The 25,345-nt window shown below is 55.9% G+C and carries 23 protein-coding genes; 9 read left to right on the forward strand and 14 right to left on the reverse strand.

Going from position 1 to position 25,345, the window contains the following annotated elements; all coding sequences use genetic code 11:
• Window positions 1–37 precede the first annotated feature (37 nt).
• Both gsiA and OK412_RS11815 read right to left on the reverse strand, forming a co-directional pair.
• The gene (gene gsiA, locus OK412_RS11810) at window positions 38–1,894 is read right to left on the reverse strand and encodes a glutathione ABC transporter ATP-binding protein GsiA (RefSeq protein WP_223564170.1); all 1,857 of its coding nucleotides are present in this window, start codon (window positions 1,892–1,894) and stop codon (window positions 38–40) included.
• 9 nt (window positions 1,895–1,903) lie between these two features.
• Window positions 1,904–2,863, reverse strand: coding sequence for an isoaspartyl peptidase/L-asparaginase family protein (locus OK412_RS11815; RefSeq protein ID WP_264353196.1), 960 nt, complete (start codon window positions 2,861–2,863; stop codon window positions 1,904–1,906).
• A 256-nt stretch (window positions 2,864–3,119) separates the two neighbouring features.
• Here OK412_RS11815 and moeA point away from each other — a divergent pair, with 256 nt between their 5' ends.
• Both moeA and moeB read left to right on the forward strand, forming a co-directional pair.
• Entirely contained in the window at window positions 3,120–4,355 is a 1,236-nt protein-coding gene (moeA, locus tag OK412_RS11820; RefSeq protein WP_264353197.1) for a molybdopterin molybdotransferase MoeA, read from the forward strand.
• Window positions 4,356–5,114: a molybdopterin-synthase adenylyltransferase MoeB gene (gene moeB / locus OK412_RS11825; RefSeq protein ID WP_245116769.1), complete on the forward strand. Its 759-nt coding sequence runs from the start codon at window positions 4,356–4,358 to the stop codon at window positions 5,112–5,114. It abuts the gene before it with no gap.
• 302 nt (window positions 5,115–5,416) lie between these two features.
• Here moeB and OK412_RS11830 read toward each other — a convergent pair whose 3' ends face one another.
• The 7 genes from OK412_RS11830 to mntR all read right to left on the reverse strand — a co-directional run bounded on the left by OK412_RS11830 (window position 5,417) and on the right by mntR (window position 14,435).
• The gene (locus OK412_RS11830) at window positions 5,417–7,009 is read right to left on the reverse strand and encodes an ABC-F family ATPase (protein ID WP_010254366.1); all 1,593 of its coding nucleotides are present in this window, start codon (window positions 7,007–7,009) and stop codon (window positions 5,417–5,419) included.
• Window positions 7,010–7,187: 178 nt separating this feature from the next.
• Window positions 7,188–7,589, reverse strand: coding sequence for an H-NS family nucleoid-associated regulatory protein (locus tag OK412_RS11835; RefSeq protein ID WP_003850507.1), 402 nt, complete (start codon window positions 7,587–7,589; stop codon window positions 7,188–7,190).
• A gap of 865 nt (window positions 7,590–8,454) precedes the next feature.
• The gene (locus OK412_RS11840) at window positions 8,455–9,984 is read right to left on the reverse strand and encodes an efflux transporter outer membrane subunit (protein WP_010254363.1); all 1,530 of its coding nucleotides are present in this window, start codon (window positions 9,982–9,984) and stop codon (window positions 8,455–8,457) included.
• Window position 9,985: 1 nt separating this feature from the next.
• Window positions 9,986–11,554 (reverse strand): DHA2 family efflux MFS transporter permease subunit, encoded by a 1,569-nt coding sequence (locus tag OK412_RS11845; RefSeq protein WP_010254360.1) that lies wholly within the window; start codon window positions 11,552–11,554, stop codon window positions 9,986–9,988.
• The gene (locus tag OK412_RS11850; RefSeq protein WP_010254357.1) at window positions 11,551–12,696 is read right to left on the reverse strand and encodes an HlyD family secretion protein; all 1,146 of its coding nucleotides are present in this window, start codon (window positions 12,694–12,696) and stop codon (window positions 11,551–11,553) included. Before OK412_RS11850 ends, OK412_RS11845 begins: the two co-directional genes overlap by 4 nt.
• A 150-nt stretch (window positions 12,697–12,846) precedes the next feature.
• Complete coding sequence (locus OK412_RS11855) at window positions 12,847–13,956, reverse strand: SLC13 family permease (RefSeq protein ID WP_022625975.1); 1,110 nt, start codon at window positions 13,954–13,956, stop codon at window positions 12,847–12,849.
• Between the two features lie 20 nt (window positions 13,957–13,976).
• A complete protein-coding gene (mntR, locus tag OK412_RS11860) occupies window positions 13,977–14,435 on the reverse strand; it encodes a manganese-binding transcriptional regulator MntR (protein ID WP_010254350.1) in 459 nt (152 codons plus the stop codon).
• Window positions 14,436–14,688: 253 nt separating this feature from the next.
• Between mntR and OK412_RS11865 the strand changes: the two genes are divergently transcribed.
• Window positions 14,689–14,880 carry a hypothetical protein gene (locus OK412_RS11865; RefSeq protein ID WP_029518943.1) on the forward strand — a complete coding sequence of 64 codons (192 nt, stop codon included), beginning with the start codon at window positions 14,689–14,691 and terminating at the stop codon, window positions 14,878–14,880.
• Between the two features lie 240 nt (window positions 14,881–15,120).
• Here OK412_RS11865 and ompX read toward each other — a convergent pair whose 3' ends face one another.
• On the reverse strand, window positions 15,121–15,633 hold the full coding sequence (gene ompX / locus OK412_RS11870) for an outer membrane protein OmpX (RefSeq protein ID WP_010254344.1): 513 nt from the start codon (window positions 15,631–15,633) through the stop codon (window positions 15,121–15,123).
• A gap of 368 nt (window positions 15,634–16,001) precedes the next feature.
• On the opposite strand from ompX, the gene rhtA reads away from it, so the two are divergent.
• The 5 genes from rhtA (at window position 16,002) to glnQ (ending at window position 20,269) form a co-directional block, all read left to right on the forward strand.
• A complete protein-coding gene (rhtA, locus tag OK412_RS11875; protein WP_010254339.1) occupies window positions 16,002–16,916 on the forward strand; it encodes a threonine/homoserine exporter RhtA in 915 nt (304 codons plus the stop codon).
• A gap of 326 nt (window positions 16,917–17,242) precedes the next feature.
• Window positions 17,243–17,746, forward strand: coding sequence for a DNA starvation/stationary phase protection protein Dps (gene dps / locus OK412_RS11880; protein ID WP_264353198.1), 504 nt, complete (start codon window positions 17,243–17,245; stop codon window positions 17,744–17,746).
• Between the two features lie 319 nt (window positions 17,747–18,065).
• On the forward strand, window positions 18,066–18,812 hold the full coding sequence (glnH, locus tag OK412_RS11885) for a glutamine ABC transporter substrate-binding protein GlnH (protein ID WP_010254333.1): 747 nt from the start codon (window positions 18,066–18,068) through the stop codon (window positions 18,810–18,812).
• 78 nt (window positions 18,813–18,890) lie between these two features.
• On the forward strand, window positions 18,891–19,550 hold the full coding sequence (glnP, locus tag OK412_RS11890; RefSeq protein WP_010254329.1) for a glutamine ABC transporter permease GlnP: 660 nt from the start codon (window positions 18,891–18,893) through the stop codon (window positions 19,548–19,550).
• A complete protein-coding gene (gene glnQ, locus OK412_RS11895; protein WP_010254327.1) occupies window positions 19,547–20,269 on the forward strand; it encodes a glutamine ABC transporter ATP-binding protein GlnQ in 723 nt (240 codons plus the stop codon). Before glnP ends, glnQ begins: the two co-directional genes overlap by 4 nt.
• A 319-nt stretch (window positions 20,270–20,588) precedes the next feature.
• Here the strand turns inward: glnQ and rlmF are convergent, their stop codons facing one another.
• Window positions 20,589–21,521 carry a 23S rRNA (adenine(1618)-N(6))-methyltransferase RlmF gene (rlmF, locus tag OK412_RS11900; RefSeq protein WP_022625977.1) on the reverse strand — a complete coding sequence of 311 codons (933 nt, stop codon included), beginning with the start codon at window positions 21,519–21,521 and terminating at the stop codon, window positions 20,589–20,591.
• A gap of 141 nt (window positions 21,522–21,662) precedes the next feature.
• Here rlmF and OK412_RS11905 point away from each other — a divergent pair, with 141 nt between their 5' ends.
• On the forward strand, window positions 21,663–22,295 hold the full coding sequence (locus tag OK412_RS11905; protein ID WP_264353199.1) for a flavin reductase family protein: 633 nt from the start codon (window positions 21,663–21,665) through the stop codon (window positions 22,293–22,295).
• A 3-nt stretch (window positions 22,296–22,298) separates the two neighbouring features.
• On the opposite strand, the gene OK412_RS11910 is transcribed toward OK412_RS11905, so the two are convergent.
• From OK412_RS11910 to OK412_RS11920, 3 genes are read right to left on the reverse strand one after another with little or no spacing between them, the layout of a single operon-like run.
• Window positions 22,299–23,816, reverse strand: a complete 1,518-nt coding sequence (locus OK412_RS11910) for an HAL/PAL/TAL family ammonia-lyase (protein WP_256844523.1) — start codon at window positions 23,814–23,816, stop codon at window positions 22,299–22,301.
• Entirely contained in the window at window positions 23,813–24,607 is a 795-nt protein-coding gene (locus OK412_RS11915) for an ABC transporter ATP-binding protein (RefSeq protein ID WP_022625980.1), read from the reverse strand. The genes OK412_RS11910 and OK412_RS11915 overlap by 4 nt, the downstream gene beginning before the upstream one ends.
• Window positions 24,608–24,609: 2 nt before the next feature.
• Window positions 24,610–25,341 carry an ABC transporter permease gene (locus tag OK412_RS11920; protein ID WP_010254311.1) on the reverse strand — a complete coding sequence of 244 codons (732 nt, stop codon included), beginning with the start codon at window positions 25,339–25,341 and terminating at the stop codon, window positions 24,610–24,612.
• Window positions 25,342–25,345 lie beyond the last annotated feature (4 nt).

Here is a 25,345-nt window from a genome sequence, read left to right on the forward strand (position 1 = left end):
CCTGTCGGGTTGGTCGCCGGGGCGACATCGTCACTGTTCAGGTCGCACTGATAACGTGGCGGGCGACGAAATGGCCCGGAGCCACCTCCATCAGCGGCGCCACTTCAGGTTCATCCCCTAACGCATGAATCGGGCTGGGGATCTCATCGACCAGTAAGGCTCGTTCGCGACGCCGGTGAGCCGGATCGGCTACCGGCACCGCTGCCATGAGTTTTCGGGTGTAAGGGTGCTGAGGCTGCTCAAACACCGCCTGACGCGGCCCCATCTCGACAATCTGACCGAGATACATCACCGCCACGCGGTGGCTGATACGCTCCACCACCGCCATATCGTGAGAAATAAACAGGAAGGCGATGCCAAACTCGCGCTGCAGGTCGAGCATCAGATTAATAATCTGCGCCTGAATTGACACATCCAGCGCCGAGACGGACTCATCGGCGATCACCACTTTGGGGTTTAGCGCCAGCGCGCGGGCTATACAGATGCGCTGACGCTGGCCGCCGGAAAACTCATGGGGATAGCGCTGAGCATGTTCCGGCAGCAGACCCACTTTATCCAGCAGCCAGGCAACGCGCTGCTCCGCCTCGCGACGCGGCATCGCCTTGTGAACCAGCAGCGGCTCCATAATGGAGAAGCCAACCGTCAGCCGGGGATCGAGCGAGGCGTAGGGATCCTGGAAGATAAACTGAATGTCGCGTCGCAGATGGGCCAGTGCGGCACCCGACAAATGGTCTATCCGCTGTCCGTCAAAGGTCAGGGTGCCACCCTGACTGGCAACCAGCTTCAGCAGCGATCGCCCGGTGGTCGATTTACCACAGCCAGACTCCCCCACCAGCGCCAGCGTCTCACCGGCATAGAGATCAAAACTGACTTTTTCGACGGCATGCACCCGGCGTTTGACGCGGTTCAGCAGGCCGCCGCGAATATCAAAGCGGGTGACCAGATCGCGCACCTGCAAAATGGGTGGCTGCAGGCGGCGAACCGTATCCTGCGGCACATCATCAACGGCATCGCTGTGCAGCAACGGAAATTTAGCTGGCAGGGGCTGGCCCTGCATCGAACCGAGCTTTGGCACCGCCGCCAGCAGCGCCTGGGTATAGGGCTGCTGCGGGGCGCTGAACAGCCTGGCTACCGGGGCATTTTCTACTACTTCGCCGCGATACATCACCTGAACCCGATCGGCCATTTCGGCGACCACGCCCATATCGTGAGTGATAAAAATCACCCCCATCTGCATCTCTTTTTGCAGCACGCGGATAAGCTGCAAAATCTGCGCCTGGATGGTGACGTCGAGCGCGGTGGTCGGCTCATCGGCAATCAGCAGGGCCGGTTTGCAGCAGAGCGCCATGGCGATCATCACGCGCTGACGCATCCCGCCCGACAGCTGATGCGGAAAGCGGGATAATACATTTTGCGCATCCGGGATTCGTACCAGATCCAGCATACGGCGCGCTTCGGCCAGCGCGCCGGCGTGGCTCAGGCCCTGATGAAGACGGATGGATTCCGCGATCTGCTCGCCCACGGAGAAGACCGGATTCAGTGAGGTCATCGGCTCCTGAAAGATCATCGCCATATCTGCACCGCGCACCCGCCGCATCTGACCTTTTGAGGCGCGCATCAGATCCAGCACGTCGCCGTTGCGACGCCGCAACAGCACCTCGCCGCTGACCCTCCCGCCAGCCTGCTCAATCAGCCGCATCAGCGCCAGCGAGGTCACTGATTTCCCCGAGCCTGACTCCCCCACCAGCGCCAGCGTTTCGCCGCGAAACAGATCGAGTGACAAATGACGCACCGCGTCAGTGACGGTGGTTTCGTGCTGAAAACGCACATTGAGATCGCGCACCGCCAGGACCTGCTCAGGGGCCAGCGGCGGTAACGTTTGCCTGTCGCTCATCTCTGCTCCTTAACTTTCGCGATAGATAGCGACGTCTGCCACTTCGCCAACCCGCGCCACACCGCGATACATCCCTTCGCTGTTGAACGGCAGCGCTACGTTGCCTGCGCGGTCGACGGCAATCAGCCCCCCGCTGCCGCCCAGCTCCAGCACACTGTCATGAATAACATTAACCGTGGCCTGCTGCAGTGAGCGCCCGGCATAGCGCATCTGCGCTGCCACATCATAGGCCGCCAGCGTCCGCATAAAGACTTCACCGGTGCCGGTACAGGAGACCGCCACGCTGTCGTTACTGGCGTAGCAGCCTGCGCCCGGCAGCGGCGAGTCGCCGACCCGCCCGGCCTGCTTGTTGGTCATACCGCCCGTTGACGTGGCGGCCGCGAGGTTGCCCTCAAGGTCCAGCGCGACGGCCCCCACCGTACCAAACTTACGGTCCGGGTCGAGCGGGTCATCGCTGTGCGCGGCACCATCATGGTCCAGCACCGCCGCATCGCTGTTCAGCGCGCGCTGCAACTGCTCCCAGCGTTCCGGAGTCGAGAAGTAATCAGGCGTGACCGTTTCCAGCCCGTGCGCCTCAGCAAACTGCTCTGCGCCCTCGCCGATAAACAGGACATGCTCGCTATGTTCCAGCACGGCACGTGCCGCCAGCACCGGATTCCGTACCCGCGTTACGCCCGCGACCGCCCCTGCACCCAGGGTACGGCCATCCATGATGCAGGCATCGAGTTCATGTGTGCCCTGATGGGTGAAGACCGCACCTTTACCGGCGTTAAACAGCGGGCACTCTTCCAGCAGTCGCACCGCTTCGGTCACCGCATCGAGTGCGCTGCCGCCCTGAGCCAGTATCTGCTGGCCCTGAGTGACAATATCGTGTAGCGCCTGACGATAGAGTTGCTCTTTTTCGGCGCTCATTGCTGAGCGCGTAATGGCACCGGCGCCTCCATGAATGGCGATCACTGCATTGACCATAACGATCTACCCTGTGGTTGCATCAGGACGAAAAACACTGATTTAAAATGGTTTTCACCCATTTTTGGTGATTTTTGACTATAGAAAGCCTGCTAAGTGTTGTAAAGCGGAAACTGTTCCTGTGGTTATAACCTTTTCTTACCGCCATATTTCACTTTGGCCACAACAACAGGCAAGTCAGGCCGACACCGATGTGACTCAGCGGCTAATTCCCACCATAATAGGCAGCATCTGAGATAACCAGGCTGGAATATCCATGGAAAGTTTTACTGCAGGCTTGATCTCCCTTGAGGAGGCACAACAAAAAATGCTGTCACAGCTGACGCCCGTCACCGACTCTCTTAGCGTGCCGCTGGCCGAAGCGGTCGGGCGTATCACCGCCAAAGCGGTGACCTCACCGATTGCCGTCCCGCCATTTGATAACTCTGCGATGGATGGCTACGCCGTCAGGCTGGCAGACGCCAGCAGCGGTCAGCCGCTGCCAGTGGCGGGTAAAGCCTTTGCCGGCGCACCGTTTAACGGTGAGTGGCCGCAGGGCAGCGTGATTCGCATCATGACCGGTGCGCCGGTGCCTGCAGGCTGTGAAGCAGTAGTGATGCAGGAGCAGACCGAAACACAGGGTGATGCGATTATGGTCACCGCGCCGGTCCGTCCCGGACAGAACATTCGTCTCATCGGCGATGATATTCAGCCAGGCACCGTGGTGCTGGAAGCGGGAACGCGTCTGGGTGCCGCGGAGCTGCCACTGCTCGCCTCACTGGGTATCGCGCAGGTCAGCGTGCTGCGAAAACTGCGGGTCGCTATCTTCTCCACCGGTGATGAACTCCAGCCGGTAGGCGAGCCGCTGGCCGAAGGCCAGATCTACGACACCAACCGCTTTGCGGTATCGCTGATGCTGCATAAGCTGGGTTGCGAAGTCATCGACCTTGGCATTATCAAAGATGACCCGGCCGCAATGCGTGCTGCTTTCACCGAGGCCGATCGGCAGGCGGATGTCGTGATTACTACCGGCGGCGTCTCGGTGGGCGAAGCGGACTTCACCAAAACGATGCTGGAAGAGCTTGGTGCCATCAGCTTCTGGAAGCTGGCGATCAAGCCTGGCAAGCCATTTGCCTTTGGCCGCCTCAACAGCAGCTGGTTCTGCGGCCTGCCAGGGAATCCGGTCTCCGCCGCCGTGACCTTTTATCAGCTCGTTCAGCCGCTGCTTGCCACCCTCACCGGTCAGCAAAAATCAGCATTGCCGCCACGTCAGAAAGTGCGCTGCGCTTCGCGGCTTAAAAAGTCACCAGGCCGGCTCGATTTCCAGCGCGGCATCCTGCGACAGAACGCACAGGGCGAACTGGAGGTGGAAACCACCGGGATGCAGGGTTCACACGTTTTCAGCTCCTTCGCCCAGGCAAACTGTTTTATTGTGCTGGAACGGGATCGCGGCAATGTTGAACCAGGCGAATGGGTCGAGGTGGAACCGTTCAACGCCCTGCTGGAGGCGTAGATGCTGCCTGAATTAAGCGATGAGGAGATGCTGCGCTACAACCGGCAGATTGTATTGCGCGGCTTTGATTTCGACGGTCAGGAGCGGCTGAAAGCGAGTCATGCGCTGGTCGTGGGGCTGGGCGGACTCGGCTGCGCCGCTGCGCCCTATCTGGCGGCTGCCGGTGTCGGCAGCCTGACGCTGCTCGACTTCGATACCGTGTCGCACTCCAACATGCAACGGCAGATCCTGCATCACGATACTGACATTGGCCGCGCCAAAGTGGACTCCGCCGCACAAAGCCTGGCCGCCATCAATCCGCACTGTCAGCTGCATCCGGTAAATGGACAGCTGGACGATGCAGCGCTGCTGGCGCTGATCGCCAGGCAGCAGGTGGTGCTTGACTGCACCGACAACGTTGCGGTGCGTGAGCAGCTTAACCGGCTCTGTCGTCAGCAGCGGGTGCCACTGGTCTCCGGCGCCGCGATTCGGATGGAAGGCCAGATCAGCGTATTCAACTGGCAGCCCGGCACACCCTGCTATCGTTGCATCAGCCGCCTGTTTGGGGAACAAACCCTGAGTTGCGTGGAAGCGGGCGTCATGGCTCCGCTGGTTGGCGTGATTGGTGCGATGCAGGCGATGGAAGCGATTAAAGTGCTGACGGCATTTGGCACGCCCGCCACCAGCCGGTTGCTGATGTACGATGCGATGAGCGCGGAGTTCCGCAGCATGAAGGTAGCGCAGGATGCGCACTGTGAAGTGTGTGGTGGTAACGCGTAGCGTCGGCAGGAACGCCTGTGCTTCATGAAGCCCGCACCGTGGTGAAGTTTTTACCTGCTCAGGGAACAAGGTCAGATCGGAAAGTCGCTTAAACCATCCATGGGCGCTCGGCCCGCGCCATCCATGGCGCGGGACGCTTTCCTCCTCTGACCATGTTCCCTGCGCCTTGAGCATATGCGTTGCTGCCAGATAATCCCCGAGCCTGGCATCCTGCCCAACCCACACCATCTAACAAGCTAAAAGCATATAACTCATTCATTACCACCAAAAAAAATGGGGTGGCCTGCGCCACCCCGTTTCAATCAGACGATACCCTGACTCCGCAGGTAATCTTCGTAATTACCGGTGAAGTCCACCACGCGATCTGCTTTCAGCTCTATCACGCGGGTTGCCAGCGAGCTGACAAATTCACGGTCGTGTGAAACAAACACCAGCGTGCCTTCATACATCTCCAGCGCCATATTGAGCGATTCAATCGACTCCATATCAAGGTGGTTGGTCGGCTCATCCATAATCAGAATGTTCGGTTTTTCCATCATCAGCTTACCGAACAGCATACGACCCTTCTCTCCACCGGAAAGCACTTTGGCCGGCTTCTTAATATCATCCTGCGAAAACAGCAGGCGACCCAGAATACCGCGAATGGTCTGCTCATCATCGCCAGGCTGTTTCCACTGACTCATCCAGTCAAATACCGTCAGGTCATTGGCAAAATCATCGGCGTGATCCTGAGCGTAATAACCAATACGTGCATTCTCTGACCATTTAACGCTGCCGTTATCTGGCGTCAGCTGACCCACCAGCGATTTTAACAGTGTTGATTTACCGATACCGTTGGCACCGATCACCGCCAGCTTCTCACCCACTTCCAGCAGCAGATTTAAATTCTTAAACAGCGGACCGTTATCAAATCCTTTGGTCAAACCTTCCACTTCCAGCGCATTACGGAACAACTTCTTGTCCTGCTCAAAGCGGATAAACGGGTTCTGGCGGCTGGAGGCTTTCACTTCATCCAGTTTAATTTTATCCATCTGCTTAGCGCGTGATGTCGCCTGACGCGATTTAGAGGCGTTGGCGCTAAAACGACTGACGAACGATTGTAAGTCAGCAATCTGCGCTTTTTTCTTGGCGTTATCGGATAACAGACGTTCACGCGCCTGAGTCGCCGCGGTCATATATTCGTCATAATTACCGGAATAAACCCGCAGCTCGCCATAATCCAAATCAGCCATGTGCGTACAGACCATATTAAGGAAGTGACGGTCATGCGAAATGATAATCATGGTGCTGTCACGCTCGTTCAGCACCTGCTCCAGCCAGCGAATAGTATCGATGTCCAGGTTGTTCGTCGGTTCATCGAGTAACAGAATATCAGGATTAGAAAACAGCGCCTGCGCCAGCAGCACACGTAATTTAAAGCCCGGCGCAATTTCGCTCATCGGGCCATAATGCTGCTCAACCGGAATGCCGACGCCGAGTAATAACTCACCGGCACGAGACTCCGCGCTATAGCCGTCCATCTCACCGTAAAGTGCCTCAAGATCGCCGACTTTATACCCCTCTTCTTCGCTCATTTCTGGCAAAGAATAAATACGGTCGCGCTCCTGCTTCACTTCCCATAACTCATGGTGACCCATGATAACGGTGTCCAGTACGCTAAATTGTTCAAAGGCGAACTGATCCTGACGCAACTTACCGATGCGCTCGTTGGGATCGTAAGAAACATTGCCGCCTGAAGGCACCAGATCGCCACCCAAAATCTTCATGAAGGTGGATTTTCCGCTGCCGTTCGCACCGATTAAACCGTAACGATTACCGCCGCCAAATTTAACGGAGATATTTTCGAACAGTGGCTTGCTGCCAAACTGCATGGTGATATTGCTGCTAACTAACACGGCATTGACCTTTGTGAAGAGAATGGATGAAAAAACGGCGGCTATTATGCCAGATGTGACGCAGCGCACGCCAGCGTCAGCCGTGGATTCCTTGCGGGGTGATTGATATCCCGGCAGAAATAAAAAAGCCGGAAGGCCATGATGGCCCCCCGGCTCCCACTTACAAGGATTGTGTCGATCAATCGATCAGGAAACTGTCCAGGCTTTTACCGGAATCCAGCGCTTTTTTAATCGCTGCCGGGGTACGGCCCTGGCCAGTCCAGGATTTCTGCTCACCATTTTCGTCGGTGTAAGAATATTTAGCCGGACGCGGCGCACGCTTGGTACGTTTTTTCCCGCTTTCCAGTGCACCTAATAATTCATTAGGATCGATACCGTCAGCCAGCAGCATTTCGCGATATTTAGAAAGCTTTTCTTCTTTTTCGCGATTCTGCGTCTCTTCCGCTTCTGCTTCTTCACGGCGCTCAGTAACAACAACCGTTAATTTTTCCAGGATCTCTTCAAGATCGGTCAGTGGCAGTTCACGAGCCTGGGCACGTAATGTGCGAATATTGTTCAGTACCTTAAATGCGTCACTCATCACAATGTCCTTGATTAAGGGGGGTTAATAAAACTGTAGCGCCAAGACTACCTAATTCAAATAAAAAAATAAATTATTTTTACGCTACAGATAATTCCTAAGTATTAATTCGGGCAAAACAGAGCTATTAAAATCGGGCGTGCCTGACCTTTTATTAACGCTGAATTAACAACAAATGGCACTTTTACTCAGGAGTTGAAAACGATTTCAGGCAGATTATCCCGGCATAAGGCAGTTAACGCTATCAACTAAATGCGGGCCATGCAGCCTCATTATTTACGCTTACGGGCCGGAGATAACAGATTAAAAATGTGCCTGCCCGTGACCCCAGTCACACCAGCTTACAGATTATGCTTAAAAAGCCACCCCCGGCACCGTTAAATAGCGCAAAAGAATTAACGCTCTGGTGGCTTTTTTAATTATGCCCTTTGCCACCTGTTAACCATTTTTGCCGCTGCGATTTATAGCAGAGTCGGATTATTCGCAGATCGCTTAGCTGCGCAATAACAGTTCCGCCCGGCTCAGGCTGACTGAATAGCCTCACGCGCCCCCACTCGTTCAGTCGTAAGTTGCCTTAAAAAAGCGTCAAAGAAATAAACTGCGAAAGGTGACAGAGCTCAAAAACCTGAATCCGGAAAGTGCCAGCAACATGAAAATAATCGCTCGCCGGAGGCGCTGATAATAACCCTGCGATTACCACTGTTTTATTTTCTGCTGGTTGCACCCGTTCCAGTGATGCTGAGAAGCTCTCTTTATCAACGGGTTAGATCATGATGAACAACATGGAGAGACAGGCAGCATCGGTTTAACGCTGCCGGAGGAGAGATAAAGCGGTAACTGCGCAGAGGCAGCTACCGCCGGATGACTAATTCGCCTGCGTGGCCGGGCCAAATACCGGATATTGCGGCATATCCACGTTCTGGTAAGTCTCCCAGCCGCCGCCCAGCGCTTTATAGAGCGCCACTAAATCGAGTGCACTCTGCATCCGCGCCTGTGTCGCCTGCTCCTCTGCCTGAGCCAGCTGACGCTGCGCATCCAGCACCTCCAGGAAGGTCGAGAGCCCCTGGCGATAACTGTCGCTGGCGAGATCAAAGGCGCGCTGAAGCGCACCGGTTGTCTCATCCAGCGCGGTGACCCGCTGCTGATCGGCGCGATAGCTGACCAGCGCATTCTCCACATCCTGCAACGCCGTCAGCACCGTCTGGCGATAATCCAGCGCGGCACTGGCCTGCTGTGCCCGCGCTAACTTCACGCTCGACACCAGCTGTCCGCCCTGGAAAATCGGAATCGATAACGACGGGCCATAACTGTAGAAATGGCTGCTCCAGTTATCCAGATAGCTGACATCGGTGTTGCGCACGCCCAGCTGGCCGGTCAGTGACAGGCTCGGGAAAAGCTGCGCGACAGAAACCCCAATCTCAGCGGTTTGTGCATGCAGCGTCGCTTCAGCCTGACGAATATCAGGACGACGACGTGCCAGCGTAGAAGGAATGCCTACCGGGACAAACTGTGGCAGCGGGGGTAACGCTTTTGGCGTACTGAGTTCAGCATCCAGCGCCCCCGGTGTCTTGCCGAGCAGCACCGCTAACCCATTCATCGCCTGCCGTGCCTGCGACTGATACTGCGGCAGCTGCGCCTGCAGCGTGCTGAGCTGGGCACGCGCATTTTCCACATCGGTCAGCGGGGCCAGGCCATTACGCTGCTGGCTTTGGGTCAGCTCGGTCGTCTGCTGCGCCACCTCAATCTGCTGTTGCAGCGTCTGAATCGTGCTCTGCGCGCCGCGCAGTTGCAGCCAGGCACGCGCCACTTCGGCCTCCAGTGAGACCAGCGCATCGTTGCGCTGTTCTATCGCTGCCTGCTGCTGGGCATTAGCTGCCTCAACCTGACGGCGCACTTTGCCCCACAGGTCCAGCTCCCAGCTGGCATCGAAGCTGCCCTGATAGAGGTTAACCGGCTGGGTCAATCCATTGAGCTGGCTGGCCACGTTGCTGTCGAGCTGATCGGTTGCGCCATTGGATTTAAGCAAGCCTTCCAGTCCGAGCTGCTGACGCGTCACTTTGGCTGAACCGCCCAGGGTGGGGAACAGACTGCCCTGCGCCTGCGTCAGCTGTTCACGTGCCCCGGCAATGCGCAGCACCGTCTGCTGCAGGCTCAGATTGCCCGCAATCGCGCGCTCAATCAGACTGTCGAGCTGCGGATCATTGAAGCTGCGCCACCAGCGTGAATTAATCGCGGCGTTTTGTGGCTTAGACGCCTCCTGCGAATCCAGGGTGTTGTAGCCACCCGGCACGGCAGGTTTCGGCGCCTGATAGTCAGGTCCGACGGCGCAGCCCGCCAGCCCGAGGGCCAGCAGTAAACTCAGGGGTTTCAGGCGATGAGAGTAAAAAACCTTCATGTTAGTGTGCTCCTGCACTGCCTTCGCTCTTAATCGGCGACAGCAGCCAACAAAATGGAATCAAAATCAGGGCGACAATACTCAGGCCTGAGAAGACATCGATGTAAGCGAGGATACGCGACTGCGCAATCATCTCCTGATAGAGCTGACCGGTTGCCAGCGTGACGGGATCGCCCACCGCCGAGGTAAAGTCGCGTATCGCCTGCGCCCAGTGCTGAAGCGTAATGTTGAACGGCTCATTCAGCGGCGTCATGTTATGCACCATGTGCGCTGACCGCACCTGTTCGCGCTCGGTAATGGCAGCGGTCGAGAGTGAAATCCCAATCGATCCGGCAACGTTACGGAACATGGTAAACAGCGCCGAGGCGTCAGCATTAAGCCGCTGCGGAATGGTGACAAAGGCGATAGTCGTCAGCGGGACAAACAGGAAACCCAGCCCGATTGACTGTGCGCTGCGCATCAACACCAGCGTGGTGAAATCGACGTTGGGCGTTAAGGTGGCGGAGTAGAGAAACGCCACGGCCAGACAGCTAAAGCCAAAGGCAATGATGTAGCGCGTCTGAACGATTGGCATCAGTTTCAGCACCAGCGGTATGGTCAGCACAATCAGCACCGCGCCAGGCGACAGCACCAGACCTGACCAGGTGGCGGTGTACCCCAGATCCTGCTGCGCCAGCTGTGGCAGCACTACGGAGCTGCCATACAGAATCATCGCCATCCCCGCCATCAACAGCCCGGCGACCCAGAAGTTGCGGTCTTTCATCACCAGAATATCGACCACTGGCTTACGGGCATACATCAGCCAGTAAATGGCGCCGACGATGCCAATCAGCGCCAGAATGGCGAACAGCACGATAAAGTGCGAGGCAAACCAGTCCTCATCCTCTCCGCGATCCAGCATCACCTGCAGACAACCCAGTCCTAAGGTAATCAGGCTGATGCCGATATAGTCGATCTTCAGCTTACCTTTGGCCCATTTACGCTCCCACGGTGGATCTTCCAGCAGCTGATAGATCGCCAGCACGGTAAGTACGCCGACCGGAATGTTGATAAAGAACACCCAGCGCCAGCTGTAGTTGTCGGTAATCCAGCCACCTAATGTCGGGCCAATCACCGGCGCGACAATAATGGCAATAGAGGAGAGCCCAAATGCCTTGCCGCGATCTTCCGCCTTAAAGTAGTCCAGCAGCACAGACTGCTGAACCGGCTGCAATCCGCCACCAAAAAAGCCCTGCAGCACGCGGAACAGAATGATTTGCCACAGTTCGGTAGCGATGCCGCACAGGAAGGAGCAGATGGTAAACATCACGATGCAGATCAGGAAAAACTGTTTACGGCCAAACAGTCGGCTGAAGAACGCAGAGATAGGCAGCACAATGCCGTTCGCCACCAGATAAGAGGTCAGCACCCAGGTTGACTCATCGTAACTGGAGGAGAGCGAACCGGCGATATGCGGCAGCGCCACGTTAACAATGGTGGTGTCGAGGATCTCCATAAACACCGCCAGCGTGACCGTGATCGCCACTAACCACGGATTACTGGCGGGTTTCCAGCTCTGCGCCGTACTCATTCCACCGTTACCTTCGGTTCAACAGAGAGACCCAGCGGCAGAGGATGGTTCGGATCAAGGCCCTTGTCGATGACGATTTTCACCGGCACGCGCTGAACGATTTTCACATAGTTACCGGTGGCGTTTTCTGACGGGAAAGTCGAGAAGCGTGAACCAGAGCCCATCTGAATACTGTCAACATGCCCTTCCAGCTTCATATCCGGCCAGGCATCGACGCTGATTTCAACTTTGTCGCCAGGATTCATGTGTTGCAGCTGAGACTCTTTGAAGTTAGCGGTGACCCAGATCTCAGGCGAGACCAGCGAAAACAGCGACGATCCCGCCTGCACCAGTGTGCCCAGCTGAACGTTACGCTTGGTGACAAACCCGTCATAGGGCGCGCGAACCTGGGTATAGGAGAGATTAAGATCGGCCGTGCTTAACTGCGCCTTCGCCTGCTCAACCTGTTGCTGACGCGCTTCAACATTGGTCTCCTGCTGGCGAATCTGCAGAGCAACCTGTGACGCCACTTCAACCTGTGCTTTCGCGCTTTGTAACTGCGCCTGCGCCGAACGTAACTGCGCGGACGCGCTGTCGATATTACGCTGACTGGTCGCACGCGGATCGACGCCGCGCTGGCGACGATAATCCGCCTGCGCATTAAGCAGATTCGCTTCGGCTTTCGCCTGATCCGCCAGCGCCTGATCGCGCTGTGCCGGATACTGTACCTTTGACAGCGCCAGCTGAGCCTGCGCCTGATGCAGCTGTGCGACAGCTAAACCGAGCTGCGCATTAGCCTGTTCACGCTGGGCACGATTGTCGCTGGGATCGATCTCCACCAGCAGATCGCCCTTCTTCACCCGCTGGTTATCTTTCACCAGCAGCTTCACGACATAGCCGGAGGCTTTAGGCGCAATGGTAACGGCATCGCCTTCGGTAAAGGCGTCGTCGGTAGTTTCAATATTGCGGGTAGTGAACCAGAACCAGAAGCCGACAATCAGCATAATCACCACCACTACCGCCAGAATAATCAGCGGCTTTTTACCGGGGCGTTTACGCTCAGGCTGCTGGTCGTTGTCCTGATTTTCCTCTGACTGACGGTTTTTATCCGTCGCATTTTCTGCGTCCTGCTGGTGTGGATCGCGTTGGTTATTCTCGCTCATAGTTCCCATCACTGGCTAAGGCCCTAATTCCCGGGCATAAAGGTCCTGTTAACCTTATATCGGAAACTGACAAAATCCAGCGCAACTTTACGAAACTTGAGAAATGGCGCACATCCTGCCACCTGTGGCGGGTAGCAGGATGCGTCGGGCCTAATTAAGCAGCCGCAACAGCAGCCAACCGCTGGCCATCGACCAGGCAAGCAGAGGGAGAGAAAAGAGATGGAAATGCCACCAGACGGCCCGATCTTTCGCCATACGCAGGGCAATCAGGTTAGCGAGCGAACCCGGCAGCAGGCCGAATCCGCCAATATTGACCGCCCAGGCCAGCACATCGCCAGGCGGGACTTTTTGCAGCAGCAGAATCGTCGCCGGAACGTTGCTGATCACCTGTGACAGACCAATCGCCAGCAGGTAGAGCTGCCCCTGACCGAAATGAGAAACCGCATCAAAGTGAGCCTGCATCACCGGCAGACGCGTCATCAGGAAGACGTCAATAAACATGGCGATAAACACCGCCAGCAGGCTCCAGTCGATGCGCAGCAGCACCGGACGTGCCATCACCAGGAACGTGGCAAGAATCAGCAGCAGGACCCAACCGGTGATTTCCAGCTCCAGTCCGGCGATAAACAGCAGGTATAGCACTACGCTGACAATAAACAGCGGCTTCTGCCACTGCGGCTGTTCCGGGTTGTCATGCTTATCAATCGAGCGCTTTGAAAAGCTGAACCAAGTTAATACCATCAGGCTAAGCAGCAACCAGGCGGCCAGCGGCAGCATCTGCACAATAAACGCGACAACGCTTAGTTTGCCGTGGCTCCACAGCAGAATGTTTTGCGGGTTGCCGACCGGCGTCAGCAGGGATCCGGCGTTGACCGCCAGCGCCTCGAAGATGATTAGTCGCGAGATGGGTAAGTGAGAGAACTTTCGCAGCGTCAGCGTCAGCGGCACCAGAATAAACAGCGCCACATCATTGGTCAGAAACGTAGAGAGCAACGCGGCAGCCAGCACCATAAACAGCGCCAGCGCACGTTCGTGCCGGAAACGCGCAATCAGTCGTCCCCCCAGCACGTCAAAGTAGCCACTGGTTTCCAGCCCTTTGGTCAGGATCAACAACCCGGTGAGCGTAATAATGGTATGCCAGTCTACGGCACCGGGCAGATCGGCCCAGCGAAAATCCGCCAGAAATGCCAGAACTACACCAATGACGATTAATAAATGCAAAACAGAGTCATGCAAAAAAGATCGAAGCAGTTGAGGCATGATGAAGGTACGCCTTAGCGTTAGCGGGTTTCGGAGAATTTCTTAAATACGGCCAGCGTTTCATCACTGACGTGATGCTCAATACCTTCTGAATCACGTCGGGCAGTTTCGGGACTGATGCCTAACGCCAGCAGAAAACTTTCAACAATGTGATGACGGGCGCGACTCTCCTCTGCCAGTTTCTCCCCTTCACCGGTCAGAAAGACACCGCGGTAAGGCACCTGTTCAACCAGCCCGGCACTGCCAAGCCGCTTCAGCATTTTCGCTACGGTAGGTTGTGAAACGCCCAGGCGGGCCGCCATATCAACCTGACGCGCTTCGCCAAATTCACCAATCAAATCAGAGATTAACTCAACGTAGTCATCAATTAATTCCCGACGATGCGCTTCACGCACCTGCCGAAAACCTTCGACATGCTCTTCAATATCTTTCAGTGGTCCTTTTGGCGCAGAAACCACGCTTTTAGCACGACGACTCATTCAGCTTCCTCATTATTTTTTCCCGTACTGTCACTGCTGTACGGATTTAGCTGCGCTCATTGTAAACCAGCCGCAAAGAAGCTCAAATTTTTCGTCATTAGCCTTGGCTAAAGGATATAGCCAGTGCTATATTTGACGATAATGTAAGCAGCAAAAGAGCGATCCCAGTTGATCCTCTGTTGCTCCGGTGATGATGACGCCTCTCACCGCAGGCTGCTGACTACCGCGTCGACAATGATTGGGAGGTGATTCTATGAGCACCCTGAAATGTTGCTTAGATTGCAGTAAATGCTTCCAGGCTGAGAAGAAAACAACCACGGAGATGAAATCCTGGCTGTGCCTGCTGACGCGTTCACCGTTCACACTGCGTCTGATGTTGCTGGAAAAACTGCTGGGCCATAAGTCTGACGATCGTCGCTGTCAGAATCTGATCTGGCGCGGCTAATCCTGATTCTATGCCTTTCAGCCGCTGGCTGAGAGGCGCACTCTCCCTTTCTGCTCTCTTTTTTTCCTGTTTCCCCATCGAATCAATATGACCTGCGGCTTCAACCAGCATGGCTGCTGATCGGCTACAGCGATCCGGAAAAGTCGGGAAACGTGCAGATACGAGAGAAGGGTGAGTAAATCAGCACAATAAAAAACGGCCCACAAGGGGCCGCTTTTTTGCAGGTCAGCTAAGCTAAACTTAGAAGCTGTAACCTACGCCAGCAATCCAGGTGCCAACGTCAACGTTACGGATACGGCTCTGCTCGTAACCAACGTCAACTGCGAAGTCCTGAACTGGGTTAAACTGCAGACCTGCGCCGTAAGAGAAACCTACGTCGCTTGAATCAGTTTTATCGCGTGATGAAGTATCGTTCTGCTGGAATTTACCGTAGCCGATACCCACAACACCGTAGATGCTTGCCCAGTCGTTCAGACGGAAAGCAGGACCACCGGTCACACCGTAGTACTGACCTTTGTTATAAATGCCAGAATCGGTGTTATCTTTTTCTGTGTAGGTGAATGAACCGATCCAACCCAGTGGGTTAGAACCGTCTTCGTAGCGGTATTTCAGGTTGAAGCCGTTAGCTTTGTTAGCTACGCCCTGATAGTCGCTCTGAGCATAGCCACCAGTTACGGTGCTCTGTGCCATTGCTGAACCTGCAGATACTGCCAGTACACAGGCTAATGCTGAAAGACATGCAATTTTTTTCATAACCACCTCAAATGTGAAAATACTTCTCTCCTGACAACGCTGAAAATATAACAAAAAATAGCGAGAAACTCTGCCCGGATTTTGTTGTCTAACAGAATGTTTGGTGTAACAGGAAGTTAATGCGACAACCTATGTCATTCATTTTTCTTATAAAATCCGTCATCTTTCTGCAATAATCATTTTGTGCTCATTTCGTTCTTTAAGTTAAATCCTAAAAAAACCTGACATTTCTTTACCTAAATGGCCCTGATTCTGGCCAAAAATCGCTCAGTTGAGAGAAATTTAAAACCCCATTCCGTGATTTTTTGCCTGCTATTTCCTTTACACTGGCTGACTCATTACGTTGATGACCAGGAAAAGTACACAGGATGTCTGCCTCTCCCGCTTCTAAAAACCTTGCCCCGATAGTGATGCCGATTGCCGTGCTGCTGATTGCGATGCTGTCGCTTCAGGGCGGCGCTTCGCTGGCGAAAAGCCTGTTTCCTGCCGTTGGCGCTACCGGCATCACCGCGCTGCGTCTGGGCTTTGGCACCCTGATACTCTGTATTATCTTCAAACCCTGGCGTTTACGCTTTAGCCGGGAGCAACGTCTGCCACTCCTGATGTATGGACTGGCGCTGGGCACAATGAATTTCACGTTTTATCTGGCGATTCGTACCGTGCCGCTGGGTGTGGCGGTGGGACTGGAATTTACCGGCCCACTGGCGCTGGCGCTATTCGGATCGCGCCGGCCACTGGATTTTGTCTGGGTGCTGCTGGCCGTGATTGGTCTGTGGTTCCTGCTGCCTTTTGGCACAGGCATGACTGCGATTGATCCGCTGGGCGCTGCGCTGGCGGTGAGTGCAGGCGCCTGCTGGGCGATCTATATCCTGGCGGGACAGCGGGCAGGCGCAGAACATGGCCCGGCGACAGTGGCTATCGGGTCGCTGATTGCCTCAGTGATTTTTGTACCGCTGGGGCTGACGTTCGCAGAAAGTGGCATCTGGACATGGGCCGTTATGCCGATCGCGTTGCTGGTTGCCCTGCTCTCCAGCGCCATCCCCTATTCGCTGGAGATGATCGCCCTCACCCGCTTACCGGCGCGCATCTTCGGCACGCTGATGAGTCTGGAACCCGCCATGGCTGCCTTTTCCGGCATGCTGTTTCTGGGGGAAACCCTGACCGGGCTTCAGTGGCTGGCGCTGCTGGCGATCATCATCGCCTCGGCAGGTTCAACGCTGACCATGCGGCCGAAAAAGAGTCAGTTAAACAGCGTTGAATTATCAGACGATATCCAAAAATAAACGCTATCCGCCCCGCCTGCTGGCGGGGCTAAATAATAATCATGCTCATCATGAGAATTATTCCTAATCTTCGCTCCTTCCTGCGTTGTCTATTTTGAAACAGACACTTACCAGTTATTTACATAATAGAATAACCTAATGATTTAATTATCTATTTATTTAATTTTATATTTTAACATGGCATTAACCTTCTTAGCCCAGCCCTGCTCTGACTAAAGACGCACGCTATTTCATCCATCGACAAAGTCGTTTCTGCAAAGCTGAAAAGCGCTGCTATACTTATCCGGTACTTGATTAGGACAACCATCAAAGAGAGGACTGAAACGATGAGTACCGCTAAATTTGTTAAAACTAAATCTTCTGACCTGATTTATACCCGCAATGATGTGGCCGAAGACGATAAAAAAGCCACCATCGCGGTGTTAAACCGTCTGGTAGTCGAGTTTATTGACCTGTCATTGATCACTAAGCAGGCGCACTGGAACATGCGCGGTGCTAATTTTATCGGTGTGCATGAGATGCTGGACGGCTTCCGCACCGCGATTACCGATCATCAGGATACTATTGCCGAGCGTGTGGTTCAGCTGGGTGGCGTGGCGCTGGGCACCACGCAGGTCGTTAACGATACGACTCCGCTGAAGAGCTATCCGCTGAATATTCACAGCGTTCAGGGTCATCTGAAAGCGCTGGCAGACCGTTACAGCGTTGTCGCGAATGACACCCGTAAAGCAATCACTGAAGTGAAAGACGAAGATACCGCTGACATCTTCACTGCGGCATCACGTGACCTTGATAAATTCCTGTGGTTTATCGAAGCGAACATCGAATAAGACTCAATGCAGTCTGTCAGGCGGGGAAACCCGCCTTTTTTACGTCTGTGTTACCGCATTTTTATGACCCTGTTAACAGTTCTTCCCTCCTTCGCTTCACAGCCTTAACATCTGAGGCACACTACCGCTTGCACCAAAACAGCCACCTGCACCAAAACTGAGCACCAAACTGGTGCAAAGGCAGAATTAACTGCAAAATCGTGTCAGCTATGTTATTTAACTCTCTGATTTCGCGGATTTTGCAAAGTTGGCATAATTCTTTCATATGACAAGCCGCAAACGCAGGCCCTGCCGCCTGGTAGTAAAAAAAGGAAAAATGATGAAGTCACTGTTAAAAGTTTCTGTGGCCGCGCTGGCGCTGGCCTTCTCTCTCTCTTCCACTGCAGCAGACAAGAAGCTGGTCGTCGCCACGGATACCGCCTTTGTTCCGTTTGAATTTAAACAGGGTGATAAATATGTCGGCTTCGATGTGGATCTGTGGGATGCCATTGCGAAAGAGCTGAAGCTCGATTACACCCTGAAGCCAATGGACTTCAGCGGCATTATCCCTGCACTGCAAACGCGCAATGTCGATCTGGCACTGGCGGGTATCACCATTACCGAAGAACGTAAAAAAGCGATTGAGTTCTCTGACGGCTATTACAAAAGCGGTCTGCAGGTGATGGTGCGTAACAATGAAAACGACATCAAAGGCATCAGCGATCTGAACGGTAAAGTGGTCGCAGTGAAAAGCGGCACCGGCTCCGTGGAATACGCGAAAGCCAACATCAAATCCAAAGATCTGCGTCAGTTCCCGAATATCGATAGCGCCTATATGGAGCTGGGCACCAACCGTGCGGACGCCGTGCTGCATGACACGCCAAACATCCTTTACTTCATCCATACCGCCGGTAAAGGCCGCTTTAAAGCGGTAGGCGATTCAATTGAAGCGCAGCAGTATGGTATCGCCTTCCCGAAAGGCAGCGACGATTTACGTGAAAAAGTCAACGGCGCACTCAAAACCCTGAAAGAGAACGGCACTTACAACACGCTCTATAAAAAATGGTTCGGCACCGAACCTAAATAATAATTTGCCCGTTATCTGATTTCAGCAGGGAAACCTTTTCCCTGCTTTTTTCCATCGCAACATATCTGGAGTGACACCATGGAGTTTGACTGGAGCGTCATCTGGCCCGCCATGCCGGCGCTGCTTGAAGGCGCTAAACTGACCTTAATTATCTCAATTATTGGACTGATTGGCGGCCTCTTCATCGGCCTGGTAGCGGGCTTTGCCCGCGCTTACGGTGGCTGGATCACCAATAACATCGCACTGGTGTTTATCGAAATCATTCGCGGCACCCCTATCGTGGTGCAGGTGATGTTTATCTATTTTGCTTTGCCGATGGCGTTCCCCGACCTGCGTATTGATCCCTTCAGCGCGGCGGTGGTAACCATCATGATTAACTCCGGCGCTTACATTGCCGAGATTACTCGTGGTGCCGTGCTGTCGATCAACAAGGGCTTCCGCGAAGCCGGACTGGCGCTTGGCCTGTCGAGCCGCGAGACGCTGCGCTACGTGATTATGCCGCTGGCGCTGCGCCGTATGCTGCCACCGCTGGGCAACCAGTGGATTGTCAGCATCAAAGATACTTCGCTGTTTATCGTTATTGGTGTGGCTGAACTGACTCGTCAGGGTCAGGAGATTATTGCCGGTAACTTCCGCGCGCTGGAAATCTGGAGCGCCGTCGCGATTATCTATCTGGTTATTACGCTGGTGTTGAGCTTTGTGCTGCGCCGCATTGAGAAAAGGGTGAAAATCCTGTGATTGAATTTAAAGATGTCTCCAAGCATTTTGGCCAGACCCAGGTGCTGCACAATATTGACCTGAAGATTAACCAGGGCGAAGTGGTGGTGATTATCGGCCCATCCGGTTCCGGTAAATCAACCCTGCTGCGCTGCATTAACAAGCTGGAAGAGATCACCAGCGGCGAACTGATTGTCGATGGCCTGCGCGTCAATGACCCGAAAGTGGACGACCGCCTGATTCGTCAGGAAGCAGGCATGGTGTTTCAGCAGTTTCATCTGTTCCCACAGATGAGTGCGCTGGATAACGTCGCCTTTGGTCCTATCCGGGTGCGCGGTGCCAGCAAAGAGGCGGCACGCCAGCTGGCGCGTGAGCTGCTGGGCAAAGTGGGCCTCGCCGAACGCGCGCACCACTTCCCGTCTGAGCTTTCCGGCGGCCAGCAGCAGCGCGTGGCGATTGCCCGTGCGCTGGCAGTTAAGCCGAAAATGATGCTGTTTGATGAGCCAACCTCAGCGCTCGACCCGGAACTGCGTCACGAAGTGCTGAAGGTGATGCAGGATCTGGCGGAAGAAGGCATGACGATGGTGATTGTGACGCACGAAGTGGGCTTCGCACAGAAGGTGGCTTCACGGCTGATCTTTATCGATAAAGGGCGGATTGCGGAAGATGGCGATCCCGACAGCTTGATCAGCAACCCACCCAGCGAGCGTCTGCGCGAATTCCTGCAGCACGTCTCCTGATCAAAACGGGCCGCTAAGCGGCCCTTTAAGGTTGTTGACAACGTTCGCCCGGTCCGCTGTAAGACCGTACCTGCGCCGGGAACACGGTCAGATCGGAAAGACGCAAAAGCCGTCATCCCTGACATGCTCGTCCCTCGCGATTACGCACCTCATCCCTGAGGTGCGCCCGTAGCCGGGCCAACGCTTTGCGTTGTTCAAAAACGCTCCCGGCGTTTTTGTCCCTGCCGCGGGACGCTTTCCTCTTCTGACCGCGCTCCCTGCGCGTTGAGCTTATTCGTTGCGGTCAGATTCGCCCTGTTTACTGACAGGGAAAAACACCTCAGTTCCCCAGGCGACTCAGCAGCTTAGTGCGCTGGGCGGCAGGCATAAAACTCCACGCCAGGAAGCGACTCTGCTTCTGACCCTGCGCCATATTAACCACCCGCATCTCCGCCACGTCGAGCGCCTGCAGCTGTTTTTCCAGCGCCGGTAAGTTCTCTTTGCGCGACACCAGCGAGGTAAACCAGCCGATCTGACGACCAAACGCCACGCTCTCGGCGATCATCTTGCCGATAAAGCCCTTTTCGCCACCGGGATACCACAGCTCATTGTGCTGGCCGCCAAAGTTGAGCGGCGCACTCTTATCCAGTCCGAGATTGCGGACCTTACGCTGCGATCCCGATACCGCCTCTTCTGCCGAGGCGTGGAATGGCGGGTTACACATCACTGCACTGAAAAATTCAGTTTTACTGACCACACCAGCCAGCACTGCATCGCTGTTTTTCTGACGACGCAGACGGATCTGGCGCGTCAGACGCGGATTGGCCGCAACAATGCGGTTAGCGGCTTTGATGGCGGCTTCATCGACTTCGGTGCCGGTAAAGCGCCAGCCATATTCTGCCGCGCCAATCAGCGGATAGATGCAGTTTGCACCGCAGCCGACATCCAGAACGTCCGCCGTCGGGATTACGCCGTTGTTATCCAGCGCCAGCAGATCGGCAAGGTAGTGCAGATAATCGGCGCGTCCCGGCACGGGCGGGCAGAGTGAGCCGGGAGCCAGCTGCCAGTCGATGTCGTAAAATAGTTTGATCAGCGCCTGGTTCAGCAGCATCACCGCCTCCGGGTCCGCGAAATCCACGGACTGCACGCCATAACCATTGGGCCGGACTTTGGCTTTCAGCGGCGGATGGGCAGCGGTTAACGCGGCAAAATCGTATTCGCCCTGATGGCGATTGCGGGCGTGGAAAGGCGACGTGCTGGCTGACTTTTTCATACGTTCTCTCAATTATTCAGGCGCGCGTACAATACGCTGTAGGCGGCGGAAAATAAACCCGCACCATCCGCTTACCTCTTTCTGATTCCGTCGGGCGATGCTGTCGGGCTAAGATAAATAAAATTCCCTGCTGGAGAAGTTATGACCCGGAAACGCTATTCCTATCAACCCCGTGCTGGTCACGGTCTGCCGCACGATCCGCTGAACGCCATTATCGGGCCGCGCCCGATCGGCTGGATTAGCTCAGTGAGCAGCAGCGGCCAGCACAATCTGGCACCTTACAGCTTCTTTAACTGTTTCAACTATCATCCACCGATTATCGGTTTCGCCAGTAGTGGCTGGAAAGACAGCGTGAGAAATATTGCTGAGACCAAAGAGTTTGTCTGGAACCTGGCGACGCGTCCGCTGGCGGAAGCGATGAACGAAAGTTCCGCCTCGCTGCCTGCCGATCAGGATGAGTTCGCCTTTGCCGGTTTAACGCCGCTGGCGGCTTCACAGGTCAGCGCCAGTCTGGTGGCAGAGAGCCCGGTCAACTTCGAGTGCCGCCTGACGCAACTGATTCAGCTGCAGAATGCCAGCGGCAATCTGATCGACAGCTGGCTGGTGCTGGGGGAAGCGGTGGCGATTCACATCGATGAATCGCTGCTGGAAGAGGGCATTTATCAGACCGCTAAAGCCGAGCCGATTCTGCGCGCGGGCGGCCCCAGCGCCTATTACGGCATCAGCGAAGCGCAACGTTTTGATTTAGTCCGTCCGGACGCGCGCCGCAGCTAATCCTCACCCCACAAGCGCATCGGCCCGGTGCGCTTTAATCTGAGCTACCGCGCGGGCGATGTCGGGTGCCAGCCAGCGATCCTGCTGCCAGCGCTCAACAACCTGCCGCAAATGCTGCCAGGCGCGCCGCGTGCCTGCTGCCAGCTGTGACTCACCGTGAAACTCCAGCGCCTGCGCCGCCAGCAGATACTCAATCGCGATAATGTGATCAACATTGCTGACCAGTTTCAGCAGCTTCAGCGCCGAGCCGGTGCCGAGGCTCAGATGATCCTCCTGTAATCCTGAAGTGACATAGTTATCAAGCACCGCAGGCTGCGCCAGCTGACGGTTCTCCGCGCAGAGTGATGCCGCCACGTACTGCGCAATCATCATGCCGGAATTGACGCCCGGCTCGGCGACCAGAAATGGCGGCAGGCCGCTGACCAGCGGATTCACCAGCCGATCAAGCCGCCGCTCGGCGATGCTGCCCAGCTCCGCCATCGCAATCGCCAGCAGGTCGCAGGCCATTGCCACCGACTCGCCATGCGGATTGGACTGTGACACCACGCGCCAGGCCTGCGGCGTCCCCAGCACCAGCGGATTGTCGGTACAGGCGTTGAGTTCGGTCTCCACCTGACGAACAGCGTGACTAAACTGATCGCGACAGGCGCCGTGCACCTGCGGCATCGAGCGCAGACTGAGTGCATCCTGAGTCCGGATGCCAACGCTGGCTTTCAGCAGCGGGCTGTCACTCAGCAACTGGCGCAGGCGTTCGCCACTGCGCTGAATCCCCGGGCTGGCCTTCAGCGCCAGCACCTCAGGGTCAAACGCCACCAGCTGACCGCGCAGCGCCTCAAAGCTCATCGCACCGGTAACGTCTGCCCAGTCCAGCAGCCGTTCGGCATCGTCCAGCGCCAGACAGGCTAAGCCGGTCATGCAGGGCGTGCCGTTGACCAGGCTCAGCCCCTCTTTGGCACCAGGCCGGTAAGGGGCTAATCCCGCCTGGGCCAGCGCCTGCTGCGCGGGCATGATTTCACCCTGCCACTCCACCTCGCCGATGCCAATCAGCGCCAGGCCGATATGCGCCATGTGGGTCAGATATCCCACCGATCCCTGCGACGGTACCTGTGGCGTAATCTGCAGGTTTAGCAGCGCCAGGAGATGTTGCACCAGCGCCACTGAAACACCTGATTTTCCGTGGCTGTAGTTCGCAATCGCAGCGCACAGAATGGCGCGGACCTCGGGTTTTGCCAGCACCGGCCCGACGCCACAGGCATGACTCAGCAGGGTATTGCGCGACAGCTGGCTCAGCTCATCTTCAGACAGGGTGATGTTGCACAACGCCCCCAGCCCGGTATTGATGCCGTAAGCCACCTGCCCCGCCGCCACGATATTCCCGACGATTTCTCGGCTCTGCGCAATTCGCTGCCAGGCACTGTCGCTCAGCGTCAGGGTGGCGCCGTGCCGGGCGACCTGCACCAGCGCCTGCCATTTCAGCGGGCCATCGCCCCAGACCAGCGTCTGACGTATTACGTCGCTCATACCACCGGCTCCACCTGATGATGACTGGAGATAAACTGCTTAAAGCGCGCCGATCCCGCCTCGCCGAACATCGCCTCTGGCGTGCCCTGACAATCAATAGTGCCCTGATGCATAAACACCACCCGGTTAGAGACGTTGCGGGCAAAACCCATCTCATGGGTCACCACCAGCATAGTGCGGCCCTCTTCCGCCAGGCTGCGCATGACCTTCAGCACCTCGCCTACCAGTTCCGGATCGAGTGCCGAAGTTGGCTCATCAAACAGCATCACCTCCGGGTCCATTGCCAGCGCCCGGGCGATCGCCACCCGCTGCTGCTGACCGCCTGAAAGCTGGGCGGGATAGAAATCTTTGCGATTCAGCAGACCGACCCGATCCAGCAGCTGTTCCGCCTGGGCAATACAGGCTTTTTTATCGCGCTTGAGGACGTAGTGCGGCCCTTCAATGACATTTTGCAGCACCGTCAGGTGAGACCAGAGGTTAAAGCTCTGAAACACCATGCCGAGCCGGGAGCGCAGCCGCTCAATCTGACGCGGATTAGCCGCCAGCTGGTGTCCCCGGGCATGGCGCTTCATCTCAATGGTTTCACCGCCCACGCTGACCACGCCCGCGTCAGGCGTCTCAAGCAGATTAATGCAGCGCAGCAGCGTACTTTTGCCCGAGCCGCTGGCACCGAGTATTGAGATAACATCGCCCTGGTGCGCCTGCAGCGAGATGCCTTTCAGCACCTCCATGGCGCCAAAGGATTTATGGATATCGCTGGCCGACAGCGTGACGGGTGGCAGTTCAGACATGTTTATTTTCCTCCAGGAATCGGCTTAGCGGCCGGTAACGGCTTTTTTTCCGGTTTATGAACCGGCGTCAGACGCCGCTCCAGCAGGGCATAGAGTTGCACAATGATGAAGTTGAGGATCAGGTAGATTGCCGCCGCACAGAGAAACACCTCCATGGTGCGGTAAGTACGCTGGATAATCTGCTGCGCCACCCCGGTGACATCCCAGACCGTGACCAGACTGGCCAGCGCGGTCGACTTCACCAGCAGAATCGCCTCGGTGGAGTAAGCGGGCAGCGCATAACGCAGCATCACCGGCGCGATAATGCGCCGCAGCAGCAGCCCGCGTGACATGCCGCACGCCATCCCCGCCTCCACCTGACCGGGCGGCACAGCCAGCAGCGCACCGCGCAGGATCTCCGCGGTGTAGGCGGCGGTGCAGAGCGACAGCGCCAGCACCGCACAGGTAAAGGGCTCACGCAGAAACGGCCAGAAGAGACTGTGCCGGATCACACCAAACTGCCCGAGGCCGTAGTAGATCAGGAACAGCTGGATCATCAGCGGCGAGCCGCGAAACACCAGAATGTAGCCACGGGCAAAAGCACTCAGCAGACGCCAGCGGCTCATGCGCAGCGCCAGAATACCCACCGCCAGCACGCCACCGCACAGAAAGGCGCTGATAAACAGGCCCAGCGTAACCGGCAACGCGGCGCTGAGTTTCAGGAAGGTGTCAGTGAGGAACGCGAAATCGATCATAAGT

The organism is Pantoea sp. JV6 (assembly GCF_025910055.1).
GTDB lineage: Bacteria > Pseudomonadota > Gammaproteobacteria > Enterobacterales > Enterobacteriaceae > Pantoea > Pantoea agglomerans.

Bases quoted from the DNA above. Each gene is read 5' to 3' on its own strand.
- OK412_RS11835 (WP_003850507.1), bottom strand. From the start codon at position 7,589: ATGAGTGACGCATTTAAGGTACTGAACAATATTCGCACATTACGTGCC.
- OK412_RS11905 (WP_264353199.1), top strand. From the start codon at position 21,663: ATGACCCGGAAACGCTATTCCTATCAACCCCGTGCTGGTCACGGTCTG.
- glnP (WP_010254329.1), top strand. From the start codon at position 18,891: ATGGAGTTTGACTGGAGCGTCATCTGGCCCGCCATGCCGGCGCTGCTT.
- rhtA (WP_010254339.1), top strand. From the start codon at position 16,002: ATGTCTGCCTCTCCCGCTTCTAAAAACCTTGCCCCGATAGTGATGCCG.
- mntR (WP_010254350.1), bottom strand. From the start codon at position 14,435: ATGAGTCGTCGTGCTAAAAGCGTGGTTTCTGCGCCAAAAGGACCACTG.
- gsiA (WP_223564170.1), bottom strand. From the start codon at position 1,894: ATGAGCGACAGGCAAACGTTACCGCCGCTGGCCCCTGAGCAGGTCCTG.
- OK412_RS11815 (WP_264353196.1), bottom strand. From the start codon at position 2,863: ATGGTCAATGCAGTGATCGCCATTCATGGAGGCGCCGGTGCCATTACG.
- dps (WP_264353198.1), top strand. From the start codon at position 17,243: ATGAGTACCGCTAAATTTGTTAAAACTAAATCTTCTGACCTGATTTAT.
- moeA (WP_264353197.1), top strand. From the start codon at position 3,120: ATGGAAAGTTTTACTGCAGGCTTGATCTCCCTTGAGGAGGCACAACAA.
- OK412_RS11910 (WP_256844523.1), bottom strand. From the start codon at position 23,816: ATGAGCGACGTAATACGTCAGACGCTGGTCTGGGGCGATGGCCCGCTG.
- OK412_RS11845 (WP_010254360.1), bottom strand. From the start codon at position 11,554: ATGAGTACGGCGCAGAGCTGGAAACCCGCCAGTAATCCGTGGTTAGTG.
- OK412_RS11855 (WP_022625975.1), bottom strand. From the start codon at position 13,956: ATGCCTCAACTGCTTCGATCTTTTTTGCATGACTCTGTTTTGCATTTA.
- OK412_RS11920 (WP_010254311.1), bottom strand. From the start codon at position 25,341: ATGATCGATTTCGCGTTCCTCACTGACACCTTCCTGAAACTCAGCGCC.
- glnH (WP_010254333.1), top strand. From the start codon at position 18,066: ATGAAGTCACTGTTAAAAGTTTCTGTGGCCGCGCTGGCGCTGGCCTTC.
- moeB (WP_245116769.1), top strand. From the start codon at position 4,356: ATGCTGCCTGAATTAAGCGATGAGGAGATGCTGCGCTACAACCGGCAG.
- OK412_RS11915 (WP_022625980.1), bottom strand. From the start codon at position 24,607: ATGTCTGAACTGCCACCCGTCACGCTGTCGGCCAGCGATATCCATAAA.
- ompX (WP_010254344.1), bottom strand. From the start codon at position 15,633: ATGAAAAAAATTGCATGTCTTTCAGCATTAGCCTGTGTACTGGCAGTA.
- OK412_RS11865 (WP_029518943.1), top strand. From the start codon at position 14,689: ATGAGCACCCTGAAATGTTGCTTAGATTGCAGTAAATGCTTCCAGGCT.
- OK412_RS11850 (WP_010254357.1), bottom strand. From the start codon at position 12,696: ATGAGCGAGAATAACCAACGCGATCCACACCAGCAGGACGCAGAAAAT.
- rlmF (WP_022625977.1), bottom strand. From the start codon at position 21,521: ATGAAAAAGTCAGCCAGCACGTCGCCTTTCCACGCCCGCAATCGCCAT.
- OK412_RS11840 (WP_010254363.1), bottom strand. From the start codon at position 9,984: ATGAAGGTTTTTTACTCTCATCGCCTGAAACCCCTGAGTTTACTGCTG.